The organism is Gordonia heveisoli, assembly GCF_030315745.1.
In the GTDB taxonomy this organism is placed as follows: Bacteria; Actinomycetota; Actinomycetes; order Mycobacteriales; family Mycobacteriaceae; genus Gordonia.
The window spans coordinates 45,747-64,692 of the sequence record NZ_JASXSH010000018.1 but is presented as its reverse complement, the minus strand read 5'-3'; the positions used below and the strand labels follow the sequence as shown (position 1 = coordinate 64,692).

Annotated in this window: 18 protein-coding genes and 1 tRNA gene; 11 read left to right on the top strand and 8 right to left on the bottom strand. The window is 65.0% G+C overall.

From position 1 onward, the window contains the following. Nucleotides 1-81: 81 nt before the first annotated feature. From QSJ18_RS15585 to QSJ18_RS15570, 4 genes are read left to right on the top strand one after another with little or no spacing between them, the layout of a single operon-like run. Nucleotides 82-1,335: a branched-chain amino acid ABC transporter permease gene (locus QSJ18_RS15585; protein ID WP_462476094.1), complete on the top strand. Its 1,254-nt coding sequence runs from the start codon at nt 82-84 to the stop codon at nt 1,333-1,335. 1 nt (nt 1,336) lies between these two features. Next, nucleotides 1,337-2,329 (top strand): branched-chain amino acid ABC transporter permease, encoded by a 993-nt coding sequence (locus tag QSJ18_RS15580; RefSeq protein ID WP_286327479.1) that lies wholly within the window; start codon nt 1,337-1,339, stop codon nt 2,327-2,329. Then, nucleotides 2,319-3,380 carry an ABC transporter ATP-binding protein gene (locus QSJ18_RS15575; RefSeq protein WP_286327478.1) on the top strand — a complete coding sequence of 354 codons (1,062 nt, stop codon included), beginning with the start codon at nt 2,319-2,321 and terminating at the stop codon, nt 3,378-3,380. Before QSJ18_RS15580 ends, QSJ18_RS15575 begins: the two co-directional genes overlap by 11 nt. Further along, a complete protein-coding gene (locus QSJ18_RS15570; RefSeq protein ID WP_286327477.1) occupies nt 3,377-4,207 on the top strand; it encodes an ABC transporter ATP-binding protein in 831 nt (276 codons plus the stop codon). Before QSJ18_RS15575 ends, QSJ18_RS15570 begins: the two co-directional genes overlap by 4 nt. Before the next feature lie 71 nt (nt 4,208-4,278). On the opposite strand, the gene QSJ18_RS15565 is transcribed toward QSJ18_RS15570, so the two are convergent. Both QSJ18_RS15565 and QSJ18_RS15560 read right to left on the bottom strand, forming a co-directional pair. Then, entirely contained in the window at nt 4,279-5,595 is a 1,317-nt protein-coding gene (locus QSJ18_RS15565) for an ABC transporter substrate-binding protein (RefSeq protein WP_286327476.1), read from the bottom strand. Between the two features lie 141 nt (nt 5,596-5,736). Beyond that, nucleotides 5,737-6,360: an ANTAR domain-containing response regulator gene (locus tag QSJ18_RS15560; protein WP_286327475.1), complete on the bottom strand. Its 624-nt coding sequence runs from the start codon at nt 6,358-6,360 to the stop codon at nt 5,737-5,739. Nucleotides 6,361-6,502: 142 nt separating this feature from the next. On the opposite strand from QSJ18_RS15560, the gene QSJ18_RS15555 reads away from it, so the two are divergent. The 4 genes from QSJ18_RS15555 to QSJ18_RS15540 all read left to right on the top strand — a co-directional run bounded on the left by QSJ18_RS15555 (nt 6,503) and on the right by QSJ18_RS15540 (nt 10,281). Beyond that, nucleotides 6,503-6,576: transfer RNA gene (locus tag QSJ18_RS15555), tRNA-Leu, on the top strand. Between the two features lie 285 nt (nt 6,577-6,861). Then, nucleotides 6,862-8,463 (top strand): HNH endonuclease, encoded by a 1,602-nt coding sequence (locus QSJ18_RS15550; protein ID WP_286327474.1) that lies wholly within the window; start codon nt 6,862-6,864, stop codon nt 8,461-8,463. An 82-nt stretch (nt 8,464-8,545) separates the two neighbouring features. Then, complete coding sequence (locus QSJ18_RS15545) at nt 8,546-9,367, top strand: hydroxypyruvate isomerase family protein (RefSeq protein ID WP_286327506.1); 822 nt, start codon at nt 8,546-8,548, stop codon at nt 9,365-9,367. Nucleotides 9,368-9,390: 23 nt separating this feature from the next. Beyond that, nucleotides 9,391-10,281: an NAD(P)-dependent oxidoreductase gene (locus tag QSJ18_RS15540; protein ID WP_286327505.1), complete on the top strand. Its 891-nt coding sequence runs from the start codon at nt 9,391-9,393 to the stop codon at nt 10,279-10,281. Between the two features lie 14 nt (nt 10,282-10,295). Here QSJ18_RS15540 and QSJ18_RS15535 read toward each other — a convergent pair whose 3' ends face one another. Genes QSJ18_RS15535 through QSJ18_RS15520 form a run of 4 tightly spaced genes read right to left on the bottom strand, consistent with a single transcriptional unit; the run spans nt 10,296 to nt 14,137 of the window. Then, the gene (locus QSJ18_RS15535) at nt 10,296-11,042 is read right to left on the bottom strand and encodes a succinate dehydrogenase/fumarate reductase iron-sulfur subunit (RefSeq protein WP_286327473.1); all 747 of its coding nucleotides are present in this window, start codon (nt 11,040-11,042) and stop codon (nt 10,296-10,298) included. 1 nt (nt 11,043) lies between these two features. Then, nucleotides 11,044-12,972 (bottom strand): fumarate reductase/succinate dehydrogenase flavoprotein subunit, encoded by a 1,929-nt coding sequence (locus QSJ18_RS15530; protein ID WP_286327472.1) that lies wholly within the window; start codon nt 12,970-12,972, stop codon nt 11,044-11,046. A gap of 53 nt (nt 12,973-13,025) precedes the next feature. Then, the gene (locus QSJ18_RS15525; protein ID WP_286327471.1) at nt 13,026-13,850 is read right to left on the bottom strand and encodes a hypothetical protein; all 825 of its coding nucleotides are present in this window, start codon (nt 13,848-13,850) and stop codon (nt 13,026-13,028) included. Continuing rightward, nucleotides 13,847-14,137: a hypothetical protein gene (locus tag QSJ18_RS15520; RefSeq protein ID WP_286327470.1), complete on the bottom strand. Its 291-nt coding sequence runs from the start codon at nt 14,135-14,137 to the stop codon at nt 13,847-13,849. The genes QSJ18_RS15525 and QSJ18_RS15520 overlap by 4 nt, the downstream gene beginning before the upstream one ends. Nucleotides 14,138-14,394: 257 nt before the next feature. Between QSJ18_RS15520 and QSJ18_RS15515 the strand changes: the two genes are divergently transcribed. Further along, nucleotides 14,395-15,090: a M23 family metallopeptidase gene (locus QSJ18_RS15515; RefSeq protein ID WP_286327469.1), complete on the top strand. Its 696-nt coding sequence runs from the start codon at nt 14,395-14,397 to the stop codon at nt 15,088-15,090. A 28-nt stretch (nt 15,091-15,118) separates the two neighbouring features. Here QSJ18_RS15515 and QSJ18_RS15510 read toward each other — a convergent pair whose 3' ends face one another. Then, nucleotides 15,119-15,964 (bottom strand): esterase/lipase family protein, encoded by an 846-nt coding sequence (locus tag QSJ18_RS15510; RefSeq protein WP_286327468.1) that lies wholly within the window; start codon nt 15,962-15,964, stop codon nt 15,119-15,121. A 131-nt stretch (nt 15,965-16,095) separates the two neighbouring features. Here QSJ18_RS15510 and QSJ18_RS15505 point away from each other — a divergent pair, with 131 nt between their 5' ends. Beyond that, nucleotides 16,096-16,773 carry a DUF1345 domain-containing protein gene (locus tag QSJ18_RS15505; RefSeq protein WP_286327467.1) on the top strand — a complete coding sequence of 226 codons (678 nt, stop codon included), beginning with the start codon at nt 16,096-16,098 and terminating at the stop codon, nt 16,771-16,773. Between the two features lie 19 nt (nt 16,774-16,792). Here QSJ18_RS15505 and QSJ18_RS15500 read toward each other — a convergent pair whose 3' ends face one another. Next, nucleotides 16,793-17,299, bottom strand: coding sequence for a flavodoxin domain-containing protein (locus QSJ18_RS15500; RefSeq protein ID WP_286327466.1), 507 nt, complete (start codon nt 17,297-17,299; stop codon nt 16,793-16,795). A 195-nt stretch (nt 17,300-17,494) separates the two neighbouring features. Between QSJ18_RS15500 and QSJ18_RS15495 the strand changes: the two genes are divergently transcribed. After that, the gene (locus tag QSJ18_RS15495; RefSeq protein WP_286327465.1) at nt 17,495-18,898 is read left to right on the top strand and encodes a hypothetical protein; all 1,404 of its coding nucleotides are present in this window, start codon (nt 17,495-17,497) and stop codon (nt 18,896-18,898) included. Nucleotides 18,899-18,946: the final 48 nt, after the last annotated feature.

The following is an 18,946-nucleotide window of genomic DNA, read 5'->3' as shown; positions in this document are numbered from 1 at the left end:
GACACCGGTGCACCACACCGCGACCGACCTCGAACCGCACGTCGTCACATCGGGTTCGTGACCGCGCTGCTGGGGTTGGGTCTGGTCCTGCTCGGCGGTTTGTCCCTGCTCGGCGGTGCGGTCGGGGCCGGCACGGCACAAGCCGCACCGACCGACACCGTCACCGTCAGCGGGACGCTGCGCAACGAATCCCAGCCGGTCACCGGTGTGGTGATCACGGCGACAACTCCCGCCGGCGCGATCGCGGGTACTGCGACCTCCGGGCCGACCGGCGCCTGGACGCTGACCCTTCCCCCCGGTTCGTACACCATCGCCATCGACAAGACGACGGTGCCCGAAGGTGTTGAGGTCCGCAAAGATTCGGTCCAGCTGAAACTCACCGCCGGGAACAACCGCGGCGTCATCTTCTCCTTTGGTCCCGCCCGACATTCCACCGAGATCTCCGCCGCGGAGAAACTCACCCGGCTCGGCATCGACGGCATCCGGTTCGGCCTGATCATCGCGATCACCGGCGTCGGATTGACCCTGATCTTCGGCACCACCGGACTCACCAACTTCGCGCACGGCGAGATGGTCACGCTCGGTGCGATCGCAGCGTGGGCGGTCAACGTCAAACTCGGCATCCAGCTGATCCCGGCGACGATCATCGCGATCCTCGTCGGCATCGCCTTCGGGATACTCAACGAGTTGGCGATCTGGCGGCCACTGCGCCGACGCAGATCGGGACTCGTTGCGCAGCTGGTGGTCTCGATCGGCCTGGCACTGTTGCTGCGCTATCTGTATCTGATCTTCTTCTCCGACCGCGCCGAACCTTTCGACGACTATCTGGTGCAGACCGAGATCGGGTCGGGCGCCTTCGCGATGTCGCCGGTCAACCTGGCCTGCATCATCATCAGCGTCGTGGTGCTGCTGGGTGTCGCACTCCTCATGCAGAAGACCCGCATCGGCAAGGCGATGCGGGCGGTCGCCGACAATCGGGATCTCGCCGCGGCGTCGGGAATCAACGTCGACCGGGTCATCCTCGTGGTGTGGGCGCTGGCCGGCGGCCTCGCCGCGTTGGGCGGTGTGCTGTTCGCGCTGTCCGAACTGGGCAGCCGGGTGCAGTGGGAAATGGGGTTCAAGCTGCTGCTGCTGATGTTCGCCGGTGTGACCCTCGGCGGGCTGGGTTCGGTGTACGGCGCGCTGATCGGTTGTCTGATCGTCGGTTTCGTCGTGCAGGTGTCGACTTACTGGGTGTCCCCCGACCTCAAATACGTCAGCGGACTGCTCATCCTGATCATCATCCTGACCATCCGCCCGCAGGGCATTCTCGGCACGAAAGCGAGGATCGGCTGATATGGACCTCGTTGCGGTTCTTCAGATCTCGCTGGCCCAGCTGATCGGGCCGTCGGCCATCTTCTACGCGATGCTCGCCATCGGCCTCAACATTCACTTCGGCTATGCCGGACTGCTGAACTTCGGTCAGATCGGGTTCGCACTGCTCGGTGGGTACGGCGTCGGGATCGTCGCCGGCCAATGGGGCGGTTCGCTGTGGGTCGGCGGCATTCTCGGCGTCGCCGCGGCCGGCGCACTGGCCCTGCTGCTCGGTCTGCCAACGCTGCGGTTGCGCGCCGACTATCTGGCGATCGTGACCATCGCCGCAGCCGAGATCCTGCGGCTGCTCACCAGGTCGACGTCGGCGGATGAACTCACCAACTCCACCAAGGGTCTGTACGGATATGCCGCACCGTTCTTCGAGATGAACCCCTTCGAGAACGGTAAGCAGTATTCCCTGCTGGGTCTGAAGTTCCAGGGCGGTGACCTGTGGGCGATGGTCGTCGGCTGGTCGGTGGTGGCGCTGCTCTGTCTGTTGGTCTGGCTGCTGGTGCGCAGCCCGTGGGGGCGTGTGCTCAAGGCGGTGCGCGAGGATGAGGACGCCGCCCGTGCACTCGGCAAGAACGCATACGTCTTCAAACTTCAGGCACTGGTCCTCGGCGGGTGCATCGGCGGCGTCGCCGGCGTCTTCAATGCCATTCAGACGCAATCGATCAGCCCCGACTTCTACTCGACCGCGCAAACCTTCTTCGCCTACGGGGCGCTCATCCTCGGTGGTGCGGCAACGGTCTTCGGGCCGGTGGTCGGCGCCATGCTGTTCTGGTTCATCGTCACCGCCTCCGATGTGCTGTTGCGTCAGCTGACCACCGGCGACGACCCACTCTTCGACATGACCAATCAGCAGATCGGCGCGGTCCGATTCGTCATCCTGGGATTGGCGATCGCGCTGCTGATGGTGTTCCGCCCGCAAGGCATTCTGGGCAACAAACGGGAGGTACAGCTCGATGCCAAATGATGTGTCGGCGCCGGTGGACCTGTTCGACGGCATCATCGCGGCCCCCGGTTCTGCCAAACACGACGCGGTCATCACCGTCGACGGTATCCAGCGCACCTTCGGCGGTCTGACCGCCGTCGACGTCGACCACGTGGAGTTCCAGCGCGGCGCCATCACCGGCCTCATCGGGCCCAACGGCGCGGGTAAGACGACCTTCTTCAACCTGATCACCGGCTTCGACCGTCCCGACCACGGCAGTTGGACCTTCGACGGCGACGAGATGGGCAGGCGCTACCCACATCAGGTGGCGCGCCGGGGCATCGTGCGAACCTTCCAGCTGACCAAGGCGTTGTCGAAGCTGTCGGTGCTCGACAATGTGCGTCTGGGCGCCACCGGGCAGCGCGGCGAACACATGGGAGCCGGTCTGCTGCCGTGGATCTGGCGCCGCCAGGAAGCCGAGGTCACCGAACGCGCCTATGCCGTGCTGGAACGTTTCAAACTCGCCGACAAAGCCGACGACTACGCCGGTTCCCTCTCCGGCGGTCAACGCAAACTGCTGGAGATGGCCCGCGCCCTGATGACCGACCCGACCGTCATCATGCTCGATGAACCCATGGCCGGGGTGAATCCGGCGCTCACTCAAAGTCTGTTGGGGCATATCAAGTCGCTGCGCGACGACGGGATGACGGTGATCTTCGTCGAACATGACATGGATGTCATCCGCGATGTCAGCGACTGGGTAGTGGTGATGGCGGGCGGTCGGGTCATCGCCGAATCCCGGCCGGAACATCTCGCCGACAATGAGGCCGTTGTGGAGGCCTACCTCGGCGGGCATCACGACCAGGCACTGGAATTCGACGACGACGGAAATCCGGTCGGCGCGACCGCGGTCCTCGCCGAACGGGTGGAGGCCGCCATCGAGGAGACCATCGAAGCCGGCGGCGACCTCTCCGACACCTCTGCGCTGGCCGCCGAATCCATCGCCCGGGCAGACGAGGAGGCCTCCGAGGGGACGGCCGCTCCCGACAGCCCGGATTCCGACTCGGACGAGACGGGAGGGAGTACCCGATGAGACACCACGAGCGCGACGTCGACGCCACCGGCGCCACCACCCCGTCGGCCGCCCAGCTGGCCGCGAGTCCGCAAGGGCACCAACGCAATGCTGTCGACGCGTTGTTGCGGGCCGACGACATCACCGCCGGATATCTGCCCGGCATCAACATCCTCGAAGGTTGTAACTTCTACGCCGACGACGGTGAGATCGTCGGCATCATCGGCCCCAACGGCGCAGGCAAGTCGACCCTACTCAAGACACTGTTCGGTCTGATCCCAGTCCGCCACGGCTCGGTCACCCTGCGCGATCAGGACATCACCTCGGCACCCGCGCACGTACTCGTGACCAAGGGTGTCGGGTACGTGCCGCAAACCCAGAATGTGTTCGCCTCGTTGACGATCGAGGAGAATCTGGAGATGGGCATCTACCTCAAACCGCGGAAGTTCAACGAGCGGATGGCGTTCGTGTCCGAGGTGTTCCCGTTGCTCGCCGAACGCCGAAAGGTCAAGGCGGGTGCGCTGTCCGGCGGTGAACGTCAGATGGTGGCGATGGGCCGCGCACTGATGATGGAACCATCGGTGCTCCTGTTGGACGAGCCGTCGGCCGGGTTGTCGCCGATGTTCCAGGATCAGGTCTTCATCCAGATCAAGAAGGTCAACGCGACCGGTGTGACGGTGATTCTGGTGGAGCAGAACGCACGTCGGTGTCTGCAGATCTGCGACCGCGGCTATGTGCTCGACCAGGGACGCAACGCCTACACCGACACCGGTCAGAATCTGCGCCACGATCCGGCCGTCATCGAACTATATCTGGGCACCCTCGCCGGACGGTCCGAGAAGCAGTAGACGACAAGCGGTCCGGGTTCTCGTCGAACCCGGACCGCTCGGTCATCCGCCGGTGTCCCGGCAGGCGATCGTCAGGAACGCACCACCTTGTAGGTGATGTCGTCGGACAACTTGTTGTTCGGGCCGAAGACGAGAACACCGTAGGAGCCGACGCTCGGTTCGCCGGCCTTGGTGAAGGTCAGTTCTCCGGTGACGCCGTCGTAGTCGATGTCCTTACCCTCCTTGACCAGGGCCAGACACGCGTCGTAGGTCTTGCACTTGGTGCCGTCCCGGGTGACGCCGTTGATCTCGGAGGCGATCGACCGACCGTTGGTGGACTTGGCGATCTCGGCGGCCAGCGCGGAGATCACGACCGCGTCGTAGCTCTCCCCCGAATAGTTGAGGTCTTCGAGATTCGGGTCCACGGCCCGGATACGACGTTCGAACTCCGCACCGGTGTCGGTGAGCGGTGTCGTCCCCTTCATGCCGGCCAGCAGGCCAGGTCCGACCGCCTCACCGAGTGCGTTGCCCATGTTGCCGTCGGTGCCGTACACCTTCTTCTGGTTCGGTCCGATCCCCACCTCGTTCATGCGGGTGATGATCTTGGCGCTCTCGTCGAAGCCGATCACCGCGATGCCGTCCGGGTTGAAGTTCTTGACCTGGTCGATCTCGGCGTTGAAGGACTGGGCGTTCGGGTCGTAGATGATCTTCTGGATCTGATCGGCCGGGATGCCCGCAGCTTCGAGTTCCTTGACCGTGTTCGCGGCCAGGCCGGTGCCGTAGGCCTCGTTCCGGGCGAGGATCGAGACGCGCTGCACACCGTCGTCGGCCATCACCTGGGCGAGCGCCTGCGCCTGGAGGGTGTCGGTCGGGGCGGTGCGGAAGTACTGCCCCTTATCCGGGTAGCAGATGAACTGATCCGAGGTGTTGGCCGGCGAGAACATGACGGTGCCTGCGTTGGCGATCTTGTCGATCACCTTCAGCGACACCGCCGACGACGCGGCACCGACGATGACCTGCGTGCCGTCGGAGAGCAGCCGGTCGACCGTGATGTTCGCGGTGTCGGTGGTGTCGTCGCCGGAATCGCCGTCGATCTGCTGGATCGGCTTACCGAGCACGCCGCCGGCCGCGTTGACCTCCTTGATGCCGAGTTTCACGCCCGCGACCTCGGGTGGTCCGAGAAAGGCGAGGCTGCCGGTCTCGGGCAGCAGAGTGCCGATCTTGAGCGGTTCGGTGCTCACCGGCCCGGGCTGCGCCACGGGAACGTTGTCACCACAGTCGGTGGAGTAGGTGGCGTTGTCGTTGCCGGACGCATCGGAACTGTCGTCATCAGAACTACACGCGGCGAGCGCGAGCGATGCGGCGGCGACGACAACGGCGCCCTTGGCAATATGCCTGTTGAATCTCAACTGTTCTCCCTAGACGGTTCAGTGATGCCGCGGAGCGGTATCAGACAACGGGTGAGAAAGTTGTGATGCGTTGAGATTTCATGGTTTCGCGGCATCACGTGCAGATGAACCTACCGGCAATGTGTTACCCAGACGTTGCGATTACGGGGACCCAAGTGTCTCAACCACAACTTGCGCAACAGCTTTCATCGTGGTTCGCCGATCCATCGCGGCGCGCTGGATCCACTTGAACGCCTCAGGCTCGCTCATCGCCTGCTTCTCCATCAGCAGGCCTTTGGCCCGCTCGACGAGTTTGCGCGTCTCCAGGCGTTCGTTGACTGTCGCCACTTCACGTTCGAGGAGTTTGAGTTCCTGATAGCGACTGACCGCGACCTCGATCGCCGGCACCAGGTCGGCCTTGGTGAACGGCTTCACCAGATAGGCCATCGCCCCCGCGTCACGTGCCTTCTCGATGAAGTCACGCTGGGAGAAGGCCGTCAGCATGACCACCGGTGCCAGCCGCTTCTGCGCGATCTCCGTCGCGGCGTCGATGCCGTCGCGCACCGGCATCTTGATGTCCATGATGACCAGATCGGGATTCAGGCTCTCGGTGAGATCCACGGCGATCTGTCCATTCGGCGCCTCCCCCACGACGTCGTAGCCCTCTTCCCGGAGCATTTCGATGAGGTCCATCCGGATCAGCGAATCATCTTCGGCGACGAGCACCCGATGCGTCGTCACCCCTGCACCGGACTCGGCATGCACACTCTCGGTCACCGTCACCATCCTTCTCCTCCACACCAAAAACCCTGTACACGGACGTCCGGATCAGCCCGGAACCGCAGAATCAATGCTGGCAGAGTACCGGTTCGCAACCGCCTCGGCTGATCAACTACAGTTACCCCTTGCGCGGTCACGCCGCGCGGACGCCCCCGTAGCCCAATTGGCAGAGGCAACGGATTCAAAACCCGTCCAGTGTGAGTTCGAGTCTCACCGGGGGCACCGTCACACCCCTGCCGGCCTCCGGCCGGAGTGCGCCCACTGAGTTCGAGTGGCATCCCGGAGGGCGCACCGATAGCCGGCAGGTCACACCCATGATCCCGTGGGCTTGTTCAGGATGCAGACCATGCCCGAGCGCTACCCTGCGGAGCAACGTGAGCGAGCGGCGAAGATTGCCGGAGCCGATGATCGGGTTGTTCACGACCGAGTCGGTCTCGTAGGACAGTGGAACCCGGAGCCGCGGTCGGCCCTACCAGGATTGTCGTACCCACCTGCCATAGTGAACATATGTTCGATGCGGGGGTGGACACCGGTGAGGCCGTACTGGCCGACGCGTGTGCCTCCGAGCTGGCGACTGCTGCCGCGACCTTCACCCGGCTCGAGCATCAGGCAATGGCGCGGAAGGTGTTGGCCGCCTACCACCTCGGGTGCAGGGTCTATGAGTCGGTGATGAGCGCCGATCACGACCGCTACCGCAAGAAGATGCCAGACAAGGCGGCACTACGGGAAGTGGCCTGGCACTTCGCAGTTCCGGCCGCGACCGCCGGTCGCTGGATGTCGTTGGGTTCCCTACTCGCCGACCTGCCGGTCGTCCGCGCCGCATTCCTGGCAGGCGACCTCGCCGAATCGCGGGCCTCGGTCATCGCGCACGCACTGTGCGCCATCACCACAACCGCCGACGACGACGGCTCGGTGTCGACCACCGTGCAGGAGGCCGCGCTGTCGTTGTCTGCGCAGGCTTCGACCAACGCGGTGTTGGCCGAGCGGCTTGAGGAACTGCTCATCGCACTCGATCCCGAGGCCGCTGCCCGCGCACGTGCCGAGTATGCCGCTCGCAACCAGAACGTACGTTTCGGCAAGGAGCTGTACGGACAGGCGTCGATCACCGCCGTCGTCGGACTGGCCGACGCCCGCTACCTGCAATCGCGCATCACCGGCCTACTCGCCCATCATCTGTGCCCGAACGACCCGCGCGAGCTCGGCGAACAACGAGTGGCTGCGCTCGCAGCGATCATGCGGGGCGCCACCACAATGACCTGCCAGTGCAGCGACGGGGACACCTGCCAGTCGGCGGCCAACCAACAACCCGAGCCAACCGAGCCTGAAGCGCCCGAACCTGAACCGCCACATGAAGAACCAACCCGTTGCACGGGCAGCCAGCAGTCGGACGACACACCGTTGACGGCGGTGGCAGTGGTCGACCCACAGGTCGTCGTGCAGGTGGTCACCGACGCCCCCACGCTCGCCGGACTGACCGGCGACCTGGTCCCCTATGTGCCCGGGTACGGAGTGATCGATCCCGCTCACGCCCGCGAACTGGCCGCCAACGCCAGCTGGCAGGGCCTCTATCGCGAGAGCCGACGATTCGCCCGCCGCGGCGACACCACCAACCGAATCACGAAGCCGTTCGCGGTCGGTCGTCCCCGCAGCGCCGGAAACGTCATCGCACCCGCCCACCTGACCGGCACCGACACCGGTAGCGGAGGTGGCAGCGGGCCACTCCAGATGCGCTCACGGCCACCAAATCCAGAGCCGATCGATCCCGCCGGCCACGGCGGACTCACCCTCCCACCACCGGGAGCCCTGATCTACGCTCCGGCAGATGCGTTGCGGCGCACCATCGCCCACACCGACCGGCACTGCCGCGGACCCTACTGCGGACGTCAGGTTGAAGACTGCCATTTCGACCACGTCGCACCGTTCGACCACGACAATCCACTCGACGGCGGGTGGACCATCCTCGACAACCTCATCCCGTTGTGCATCCCATGCCACGAGTTCAAACACCTCGGCACCTGGACGCCCACCCTCGGCACCAGACGCGCCGTCATCTGGCGCCACAACCCCACCGGCACGGTCATCATCACCCACCCGTGGAGCTCGAACTGATAGGTGGCTTCGCCCTACCACCCGGAATAGGCTGTTCCCCAGCCGCACCAGCGGGCGCTGCCATAGATCAAGGAGGCGCGGCATCGATATCCGCAGATTGACCGTCAACTGCTCGATCCTGTTCGCCGACCTCCCGCTCCTGCGACGACCGCAGGCAGCGCGCGACGCCGGCTTCGGCGCCGTCGAGTTCTGGTGGCCCTTCAGCTCCGCGGTCCCGTCCGATCGGGAGGTGACCGCCTTCGTCGCGGCAATCGACGACGCGGGTGTTCGCCTCACGCATCTGAATCTGGCGGCCGGAAACCTGGCGGCCGGGGACCGTGGGCTGCTATCCCATCCGCAGACCTCGCGCGAGTTCACCGACAGTGTCGAGGTCGCGATCGGGATCGGCGGACAGCTGGGCACCGTGGGTTTCAATGCGCTGTACGGGAACCGACTCGAAGGCCTCGACGTCGACGCCCAGGACGAGCTCGCCGCGGAGAATCTCGCCGTCGCCGCCCGGGCCGCCGCGACCATCGGCGCCGACATCCTCGTCGAACCGATCAGCGGAATACCTACCTACCCACTGACACGTGCTGCCGACGCGGTCGCCGTCGGGGATCGCGTCCGCCGTGACCACCACGTCGACAACGTGACACTCCTCGCCGATCTGTATCACCTGACGATCAACGGCGACGACGTCGAGCGTGTGATCGTCCAGTTCGCCGACCGTATCGGTCACATCCAGGTCGCGGACGCCCCCGGTCGCGGTGAACCGGGCACCGGAACGTCAGATCTCGCCGCGCATATCGCCGCCCTCGACGCGCAGTCGTATCCCGGCTGGATCAGCCTCGAGTACCGTGCGACGCGTCCCGACCCGTTCGACTGGATACCGGAATTTCCGGCGTCGCCCCCGCGCGACCCCTGACGACAGACGACCAACCGCAAAGGATCACCATGGCCACAATCGCATTCATCGGACTCGGCGTCATGGGCAGTCCGATGTCGATCAATCTGGTGCGCGCCGGGCACACCGTGATCGGATACAACCGAACCCTCTCGCGCACAGCCGATCTGGTGAAAGCCGGCGGTACGGCGGCGGTCTCCATCGCCGAGGCCGTATCGACCACGGATATTGTCATGCTGAACGTCCCCGACTCCAGCGATGTGGAATTGGTCCTCACCGGCGACGACGGGGTCTTCGCCCACGCTGCGGCGGGTACGACGATCATCGATTTCTCGACCATCCGGCCCGATGTCGCGATCCGGATGGCCGACCTGGCCCGTGACCGCGGCCTCGTGTTCCTCGACGCGCCCGTCTCCGGCGGTGAGGAGGGTGCGGTGGCGGGCTCGTTGTCGATCATGATCGGCGGTTCCGCCGACGCCTTTGCGGCCGTCGCACCCGTCCTCGACGCTGTCGGTCGCACCGTGGCACACGTCGGCCCGAGCGGCAGCGGGCAGACCGTGAAGGCCGCCAATCAACTGATCGTCGCAGCCAACATCGAGGCACTGGCGGAGGCGATGGTGTTCCTCGAAGCCCATCAGGTCGACACCTCGACGGCGGTGCGGGTACTCGCAGGCGGATTGGCCGGGTCAGCGGTCCTCGACCACAAGGCAGCCCGCATGATCGGCCGTGATTTCGAGCCCGGCGGCCGGATCGACCTGCACCACAAGGACCTCGGGATCGTCACCACCGCGGCCCGCGAGGCCGGGGTGGTCATCCCCGTGGGCTCGTTGATGGCGACGTTGATGGCCTCGGCACGCGCCAACGGCGACGGCGGTCTCGATCACGGGGCCCTGTTCCGCGGTGTCCAACGGTTGTCCGGCCGATTCGACGGTTGAGCAACTATCTTCGCCTACCGCCGAAACAGCTTGTTCCCCAGCCACACCAGTGGGTCGTATTTGCGGTCGACGACGCGTTCCTTCATCGGGATCAGGGCGTTGTCGGTGATCTTGATGTTCTCCGGACATACCTCAGTGCAGCATTTGGTGATGTTGCAGAAGCCGAGACCGTGTTCGGCTTGCGCGGTGTCCCGACGTTCGGCGACGTCGAGTGGGTGCATATCCAGTTCCGCGATGCGCATCAGATAGCGCGGGCCGGCGAAGGCGGCTTTGTTCTCCTCGTGGTCGCGGACCACGTGGCAGGTGTTCTGGCACAGGAAGCATTCGATGCACTTGCGGAATTCCTGCGACCGCTCCACGTCGACCTGCTGCATGCGGTACTCCCCCGGCCCCAGTCCCGGCGGCGGGGTGAAAGCTTTGATCTCGCGGGCCTTCGCATAATTGAAGGAGACATCGGTGACAAGGTCGCGGATCACCGGAAACGTCCGCATCGGTGTCACCGTGATGACTTCGTCCGCGGTGTACGTCGACATCCGGGTCATACACAGCAGCCGCGGACGACCGTTCACCTCGGCTGAACAGGAACCACATTTCCCCGCCTTGCAGTTCCACCGCACGGCCAGGTCGGACGCCTGAGTCGCCTGTATGCGGTGAATGATGTCGAGCACCACCTCACCGTCGTTGACGAGCACGGTGTAGTCCTGCAGGCCGCCACCGTCGCCGTCTCCGCGCCACACCCGGAACTTCGCGTCGTAGCCCATCTCAGTTCTCCCGTTTCCCCGCGGCGTCCGGATGCCCGGCGATCTCGGCCGCGGAGTAATACTTCTCGATCTCCGCGTAGTCGAACACCTCGAGCAGGTCCGGCCGCATCGGTATCTGTTCCTCGGCGACGACGTCGACGTCGGGTACCGGCGCGTTGGCCCGTGTGTCGGCGGTGCACACCAACAGAGTGTTGCGCCACGCCGGGTCCATCGCCGGGTGGTCGTCGCGGGTGTGTCCGCCACGGCTCTCGGTCCGCATGAGTGCCGCCTTGGCCACGCATTCACTGACCAGCAGCATGTTTCGTAGGTCGATGGCCAGATGCCAGCCCGGGTTGAACTGACGGTGCCCCTCGACCTGCATGCTGCCGAGCCGTTTTCGCAGCTCGGCGAGCACACCCAGGGCCTCCCGCATCTCGTTCTCCTTGCGGATGATCCCCACCAGATCGTTCATCGACTGCTGGAGGTCCATGTGCAGGGTGTACGGATTCTCCGGCTTCCCCTCGGCGGGTGGATCGAACGGCGCCAACGCATACCGAGCGGCTCGATCGATGTCGTCCTGCGAGATCGTCGGCCGCCGATCCAGCGAGCCGACGTATGATGCCGCCCCCAGCCCGGCGCGCCTGCCGAACACCAGAAGATCCGACAATGAGTTGCCGCCCAACCGATTCGATCCGTGCATTCCGCCCGAACACTCACCGGCCGCGAACAGTCCCGGCACCCGCGACGACGCGGTGTCGGGGTCCACCTCGATCCCACCCATCACGTAGTGGCACGTCGGGCCGACCTCCATGGGCTCCTTCGTGATGTCCACGTCGGCAAGCTCTTTGAACTGGTGATGCATGGATGGCAGTCGTCTGATGATTTCCTCGGCGGGCATCCGGGATGCGATATCGAGGAAGACCCCACCGTGTTCGGTCCCGCGACCGGCCTTGACCTCCTCGTTGATGGCCCGGGCCACTTCATCGCGCGGGAGGAGATCCGGTGTGCGACGCGCACTGTCGTTGTCGGCGAGCCATTTGTCGGCCTCTTCTTCGGTCTCGGCATACTGCCCTTTGAACACCGGGGGGATGTAGTCGAACATGAATCGTTTGTCGTCGGTGTTCTTCAGGACACCACCGTCACCACGAACCCCCTCGGTGACGAGGATTCCCTTCACGCTCGGCGGCCAGACCATTCCGGTCGGATGGAACTGGATGAATTCCATATTGATCAAACTCGCGCCGGCACGAAGTGCGAGTGCGTGACCGTCGCCGGTGTACTCCCACGAGTTCGATGTCACCTTGAACGACTTGCCGATTCCACCGGTTGCGACGACGACCGACGGCGCCTCGAAGACGATGAATCGTCCGGATTCCCGCCAGTATCCGAAGGCGCCGGCGATGGCGTCGCCGTCCTTGAGCAGTTCGGTGATGGTGCATTCGGCGAACACCTTGATCCGCGACTCGTAGTCGCCGGACTCGGCGTAGTCCTCCTGCTGCAGCGAGACGATCTTCTGCTGCATCGTCCGGATCAATTCCAGCCCGGTCCGGTCGCCGACGTGGGCCAGCCGCGGATAGGTGTGGCCCCCGAAGTTGCGCTGGGCGATCCGTCCGTCTGCGGTGCGGTCGAACAGCGCGCCGTAGGTCTCCAACTCCCACACCCGGTCCGGCGCTTCCCTCGCGTGGAGTTCGGCCATCCGCCAGTTGTTCAGGAACTTCCCACCGCGCATCGTGTCCTGGAAGTGCGTCTTCCAGTTGTCCTTGGAATTCGCATTACCCATCGAGGCCGCGCAACCACCCTCGGCCATTACCGTGTGCGCCTTGCCGAACAGCGACTTACACACCACCGCAACGGAATAGCCCTTCTCACGGGCCTCGATCACCGCCCGGAGACCAGCACCTCCCGCACCGATCACAACAACGTCGTATTCGTAACGTTCCGGTTCGGTCATCTGCCGGCGACTCCCTCAAATCGTTTGTACAACAGGCGGTATGGTGCGGTAGATCAACCCACGAATCTCAGATCCGCGATGGTGCCGCTGGCCACCAACATGATGTAGAAGTCGGTGAGGATCAACGTGCCGAGCGTGATCCAGGCGAACTGCATGTGCCGAGTGTTGAGCTTCGAGACCTGAGTCCATATCCGATAGCGAATCGGATGGCGGGAGAAGTGCTTGAGTCGACCGCCGGTGACATGTCGGCACGAGTGACACGACACCGTGTACACCCACAGCAGGATGACGTTCACCACGAGGATCACGTTGCCGAGCCCGAAGCCAAACCCGCCGTCCTTGCCGTGGAAGGCGACGACGGCGTCGTAGGTGTTGATCACCGACACGATCACGGCCGCATAGAAGAAGTAGCGGTGCGCGTTCTGGATGATCAGCGGCAGTCGGGTCTCGCCAGTGTAGCGGGTGTGCGGCTCGGCGACCGCACAGGCCGGCGGCGAGAACCAAACCGAACGGTAGTAGGCCTTGCGGTAGTAGTAGCAGGTCAGCCGGAAGCCCAGGAGAAACGGCAGCGAGAGAAACGCGAGCGGGATCCACATCGGGAGTTCCGGGAGCGGGGTCCCGAAGTGACTGGACCCCGGTACGCACGACTCACTCAGACAGGGTGAGTAGAACGGCGTCAGATAATGATAGTCCGCGACGTAGTAGGCGCTGCGGACAAAGGACCGCACCGTCGCATAGACGACGAAGATGCCCAGACCGATGACGGTCAGCAGCGGCGACAGCCACCACCGATCTGTCCGGAGAGTTCGTGCCGCCAGCCGCGCCCGGCCTGATGAGAAGACCCCGACCGAATCCCGCTCAGCCGCGGGCGCACTCACTTCGTGCGCTCACGCGAATGGAAGCCCAGCCCTTCGTCTTGCGCGCCGAGCCAGGCCGACTCATCCGACTTGCTGTCCGGAACGTAGATGACCGCTTCTTCGTGGGCACTCGCCTTCAGCGGAGGCGGTTTGTGCTCAAAGTCATGCAGGTCGATCTCAAGCCGATCGAGATCGTTGGTCATCCTCTTGACGCCGTCCACATCGCCGTACATCGCCTTCAGCGTCACGATATGGTGCCGAAGCGTTTTGATGCTGCGATGGAGCTCATTCATCTCGGCGGTAATCATGACGGTCCTCCGATCACTGTGTGATATGCAACACAGTACCGGTAGGGCACCTTGAGTCAACGATTTCCGGCGATCCCCGCGCGTGTTGCACATCCGCGACGGGCCTGCACCGGAGGCCGAGTGCGCAAGCCACTCCATCCGATGTGCCATCGGTCACCATCCGACATTCTCTCAGCGTCAGTTCAGGGAGGTATGGGTAATCTCGCCGTGTCCTTGCCGATATCAAACTGTTACCAAACGCATGAACGGACAACGCTGTGCCTCGACACCGACTGACTGCCCATAACTCCACCCTGCCTGCCACGCGCGTCCTGCTCGACTCGGCGTCCCGCTCCGGACGTCGCGGTCAACACCGTGCGGCCACCTGCAGCGTCTGGACCGCCAAGATGAAGGCCGGCGTCGTCGCAGCCTTCGCGGGCACGATCGGACTCACCGTCGGCGGCGCCGCCCACGCGACCGCGCAGCCCGCGCCGAAGCCGGTGCTGCCGTCCAATCTGAACCTGCCACCGCAGCTCGAGGAGTTGGCCCGCAATCTGCTGCCGCAGGATCCGGCGGCGCCGGGCAAGGGCCGCGCCGTCGCACCGACCACCGGAACCGTGACCTCGGGATACGGCCCACGCTGGGGCGCCAGCCACAATGGTGTGGACATCGCCAACAGCATCGGCACCCCGGTGTACGCCGTCACCGACGGCACCGTCATCGAATCCGGACCGGCGTCGGGCTTCGGCCAGTGGGTCCGGGTCCGCCAGGACGACGGCACCACCGGCGTCTTCGGCCACGTCGACCAGAGCTTCGTCCGGGCCGGGCAGAAGGTCCGCGCCGGTCAGAAGATCGCGACCGTCGGCAATCGTGGCCAGTCCACCGGCCCCCACCTGCACTACGAGGTCTGGGACAAGAACGGCACCAAGATCAACCCCCAGGTTTGGCTGAACAAGCGCGGCGTCCACCCCTGACCGTGCTCTACGTCGGACAGGTGCAACCTCAGCTGGGGAAGTCCGAACCACACGGCACCGGCACCCGCTGCGCCGGGTCGAGGTGGTTACGGATGAGCGCAGCCACCGTCGGCGAGTAGGCCATACCGACGTGGCCGACAATCGATCGAGGACACACATCCTGCACCCGAATGTTGGTCACGTTCGGTGCCGGCGGCATCAGTGAGGTCTCCGGCGGCGAGACGACCTTGTCGAGCAACGTGACCAGATTGACGAAGTGGACCGTCGACGGCAGATTCCAGCCCGCTCGTGCCGCGGGCAGTCGCCCGGTGAGAGTTTCCAGGTAGCCCAGGTTCGTCGCATCGGGTGCGGCTACCCCGACAACCGTCCCGATCCGATCGGTCAGACCGGGCAGTAGCGTGACCCGATGGGCGATCGCGCCACCCTGCGAGTGCCCGATCAGGTCAACCTTGCGGGCACCGGTGCTCGCCAGGACCCGCTCCACGAACTCCCCCACCTGTCGCACCGATCGCGCGGTGGGGGCGAGGGCCGCGAGATTGCCGCTCCACGTGGTCTTTCCATACGTGAGGCTGTAGACGCAATAGCCCGCGTTGGCGAGGGTCGGTGCGAGATATGCCCAATTCGCCTGCTGGTTCAGCACCGTCGCGTGGATCAGAACCACCGGATTGCGGTGTCGGGAATCGTGGCAGCCAGGCCGGTTGGCCCCCGCCGGGCTGACGCTTCCCGGTTGTTGAAGGCCGGTGGTCACTGCCACGCCCGCATCGGTGACGACCGGGTACGGCCCGGCCGTCGCGAATCCGGCCGTCGCCGACCCGATTGCCACCACCATCGCGGCCAGGACCCCGATCACACCTATTCGCTGAATGCTGCCCATGGTCAGAACTGTAGGCGACGAAGCCTGCACAGTCGGTACAGTCGGCGGTGCCCGGCCCTCATGGTCAGAATTGTCGTACCTCACCGACATCGTGAATATATGTTCGATGCGGGGGTGCGGAAGGACACCACATGAGCGAGGACCCCGCCGCCGCGTCCGATGGTCGTCCGCGGGCCGAACGCCGATGGACGGCATCGGCATTCGTGCTCGTCTCGATGGCTGTGCCATTCCTGCTGCCGTCGCGCTATTCGCCGGGTACCGACTGGGTGCTGCCGACGATCGAGGGCGCGGTGCTGGTCGCGCTGATCGTCGTCGACCCGGGTCGCATCGACCGCCCGGGCCGGTGGGTGCGCGCGTTGTCGATCGCACTGGTCGTAGTGATCGCCGCAGGCGCAGCCTGGGGTGCGGCGCGACTGGTGTGGGATCTGCTGCACGGCAATCCGCAGACCACCGAGGCAACCGAGTTGCTCATCTCCGGCGCGCTGGTGTGGCTGCAGACCATCATCGCGTTCGCATTCCTGTACTGGGAACTCGACAGCGGCGGTCCGGTCAACCGTCATCTGCGACCACGTCGCCACCCCGACCTGGCGTTCCCGCAGCAACTCGACCCGAGCATCGCGGCACCCGGATGGCGACCGATCTTCTTCGACTACCTCTATCTCGCTCTCACCAATGCGACAGCGTTCAGCCCCACCGACGTCATGCCACTCGCACGATGGGCGAAATCGGCCATGGCCGGACAGTCGATCCTCTCGATCGTGATCCTCAGCCTCGTCATCGCGAACGCCGTCAACCTGCTCGGCGGCTGACTTCGCTCCGCGCCGGGACCTAGCCGGCCGCCGCGGCGGCGATGGTGTCCGCCCACTGCGCCACCTCCGACCAATCACGATGATCGCCGGGCTTGGCCCCCATCAACCACATCACCACCCGAACCCCGCGGTCCGGTGGCACATCGAAGCGGCCACCGAACTGGTGATAGTCGCCCGCCCCCAACTGATCTCGCACCTTGCCGATCTCCGGCGGCACTTTGCCCCGAAAGATCGCCCCGATCGGGCCACGCAGGGCGGGCCCCATCCCGAGCGAGAACAACCACACCGGCCGACTGCGAAGTCGATCGGCGTGCGCGTCGACGAAGGCGGTGAAATCCGGCAGGAACGCACCATCGTGGATCGCGCTGCCCGCCACGACCAGATCGAAGAGCGCCGGATCGGGGTCGTCGGCCACCGGCGAGACGGTGACCTGCCGACCCGCCGCCTCCAGGTGCTCCCCCAACCGCTGCGCCACCTCCGCAGTGGATCCGTCAGCGCTGGCATAGACAACCAGAATCGTGCCCATATCCCCATGATCGCGCGATCGCCTCGACCAGTACAGAGTCGGACGTCCTCACCCGAACAGTGAGCCGGACAACATGAGTCATTTGTCCATTTGATTCGAATTTCTTGCCAACGGATGTTGCCGCGGTCGCAGACTTCGACCCTGTGACCGTCCTGAGGACGGACACGGACGACGGCCCGTAGGGGGACGGGTCCGGTGTCGATCACTGCGAACAAGGAGCAGCAACAAGTGCAGGTCGCACGTTTACCGCAGAAGCGGGCAGCATTGATGATGGGTATGGCGGCGGTCGGTATGTCGGCCGTGGTGACCACCCCGTTCGCCTCGGCCGCGGCCCCCGCGGTCGTGGAGGCGCGGGCGTTCGAGGCCGGAGCGGCAACCGCCACCGAGCCGTCCCCCGCCGACTACTACCGCAGCGTTCTGGCCGATACGCTGACCAACCTCGAGGCCATCGGCGCCACCTCGGACGCGAATGGATTCGCACCCATCCTGACCGCCATCCTCAACAACCAGCGCGAGCACGGAGAGGCCGTCGGTGAGGCGCTCGGCAAGATCGGGCCGAACTTCGTCGCATCACTGCAGACCGATCTCCCGAAGTATCTGACACGTGCGCAGGAGGAGTTGGCGGCGGGCAATATCGACGAAGCCCTCAACAACGCATTCATCGCCGTGCTCGTCCCGGCACTCAAGGGACTCGATCTCTTCGGTGGGACACTCCAGCCGATCATCGCGGCACTGTCCGAACCGCTGGAGAATCTCAACGCGGTCGTGAAGTGGCAGCTGACCAATGCCATCCTCATCGGCAGTATCGCCGTGATCAGCCCGATCTTCGGACTCTATGGCGGTGTCGGACAGGGCATTCAGGGGGTCGTCGACGCAGCCCAGGCTGGTGACGTCGAGTCGGTGTTCAACGCTCTGCTGAACGCGCCGGGCAAGGCCGTCAACGGCTTCCTCAACGGCGGTGTCGGCCCCAACCTCGGTGCCCTCATCGGACTCGACATCCCCGGTCTCACCATCACCTCCGGTGGTCTGATCGGCGGTGTCGCCGGAGCCGGCTTGTCGCTGTTCGGCAGCGTTCCCGCCCTCCAGTCGCTGACCCATGACATCGCGTCGATCTTGGACGGCACCTCACCGTTCAGCCCGCACCCGAAGACGACGACCACGCGTTCGATCACCGTCACCCTGCCCACCACAGAGTCGACCCTGGCCGCCACAGAGACTCCAGAAGCCGAGAGCGAATCGGCCCCGGTGGTCACCGAGCCGGTCACCGAGACCGAGGCGCCGGCACCGGTCGAGACGCCGGTGGTGTCCGAAGCCGACGACGAGTCCGAGGCGGACAGTCCCGAAGCGTCGTCAGACGGCGAGGCAGTCACCGAGTCCGGGAGCGAAGGCTCAGGATCAGGTTCCGAGGACTCCGGCAGTTCGGAGGATTCGGGCAGCGCGGAAGGCTCGGGCAGCGCGGAAGGCTCGGGCAGCTCGGAGGGTTCGGGCAGTTCGGATTCCAGCGCTTCGGATTCGGACGACTCGGGTTCGGGCGATTCGGATTCGTCGGGTTCGGATTCGTCGGGTTCGGATTCGTCGGGTTCGGGCAGTTCGGACTGATCCCACCATCACGACCGATAGGGGCCAGATGGTCGACTACCGTCGATC

Bases quoted from the DNA above. Each gene is read 5' to 3' on its own strand.
- QSJ18_RS15580 (WP_286327479.1), top strand. From the start codon at position 1,337: ATGGACCTCGTTGCGGTTCTTCAGATCTCGCTGGCCCAGCTGATCGGG.
- QSJ18_RS15575 (WP_286327478.1), top strand. From the start codon at position 2,319: ATGCCAAATGATGTGTCGGCGCCGGTGGACCTGTTCGACGGCATCATC.
- QSJ18_RS15570 (WP_286327477.1), top strand. From the start codon at position 3,377: ATGAGACACCACGAGCGCGACGTCGACGCCACCGGCGCCACCACCCCG.
- QSJ18_RS15560 (WP_286327475.1), bottom strand. From the start codon at position 6,360: ATGGTGACGGTGACCGAGAGTGTGCATGCCGAGTCCGGTGCAGGGGTG.
- QSJ18_RS15550 (WP_286327474.1), top strand. From the start codon at position 6,862: ATGTTCGATGCGGGGGTGGACACCGGTGAGGCCGTACTGGCCGACGCG.
- QSJ18_RS15535 (WP_286327473.1), bottom strand. From the start codon at position 11,042: ATGGGCTACGACGCGAAGTTCCGGGTGTGGCGCGGAGACGGCGACGGT.
- QSJ18_RS15530 (WP_286327472.1), bottom strand. From the start codon at position 12,972: ATGACCGAACCGGAACGTTACGAATACGACGTTGTTGTGATCGGTGCG.
- QSJ18_RS15520 (WP_286327470.1), bottom strand. From the start codon at position 14,137: ATGATTACCGCCGAGATGAATGAGCTCCATCGCAGCATCAAAACGCTT.
- QSJ18_RS15510 (WP_286327468.1), bottom strand. From the start codon at position 15,964: ATGGGCAGCATTCAGCGAATAGGTGTGATCGGGGTCCTGGCCGCGATG.
- QSJ18_RS15505 (WP_286327467.1), top strand. From the start codon at position 16,096: ATGAGCGAGGACCCCGCCGCCGCGTCCGATGGTCGTCCGCGGGCCGAA.
- QSJ18_RS15500 (WP_286327466.1), bottom strand. From the start codon at position 17,299: ATGGGCACGATTCTGGTTGTCTATGCCAGCGCTGACGGATCCACTGCG.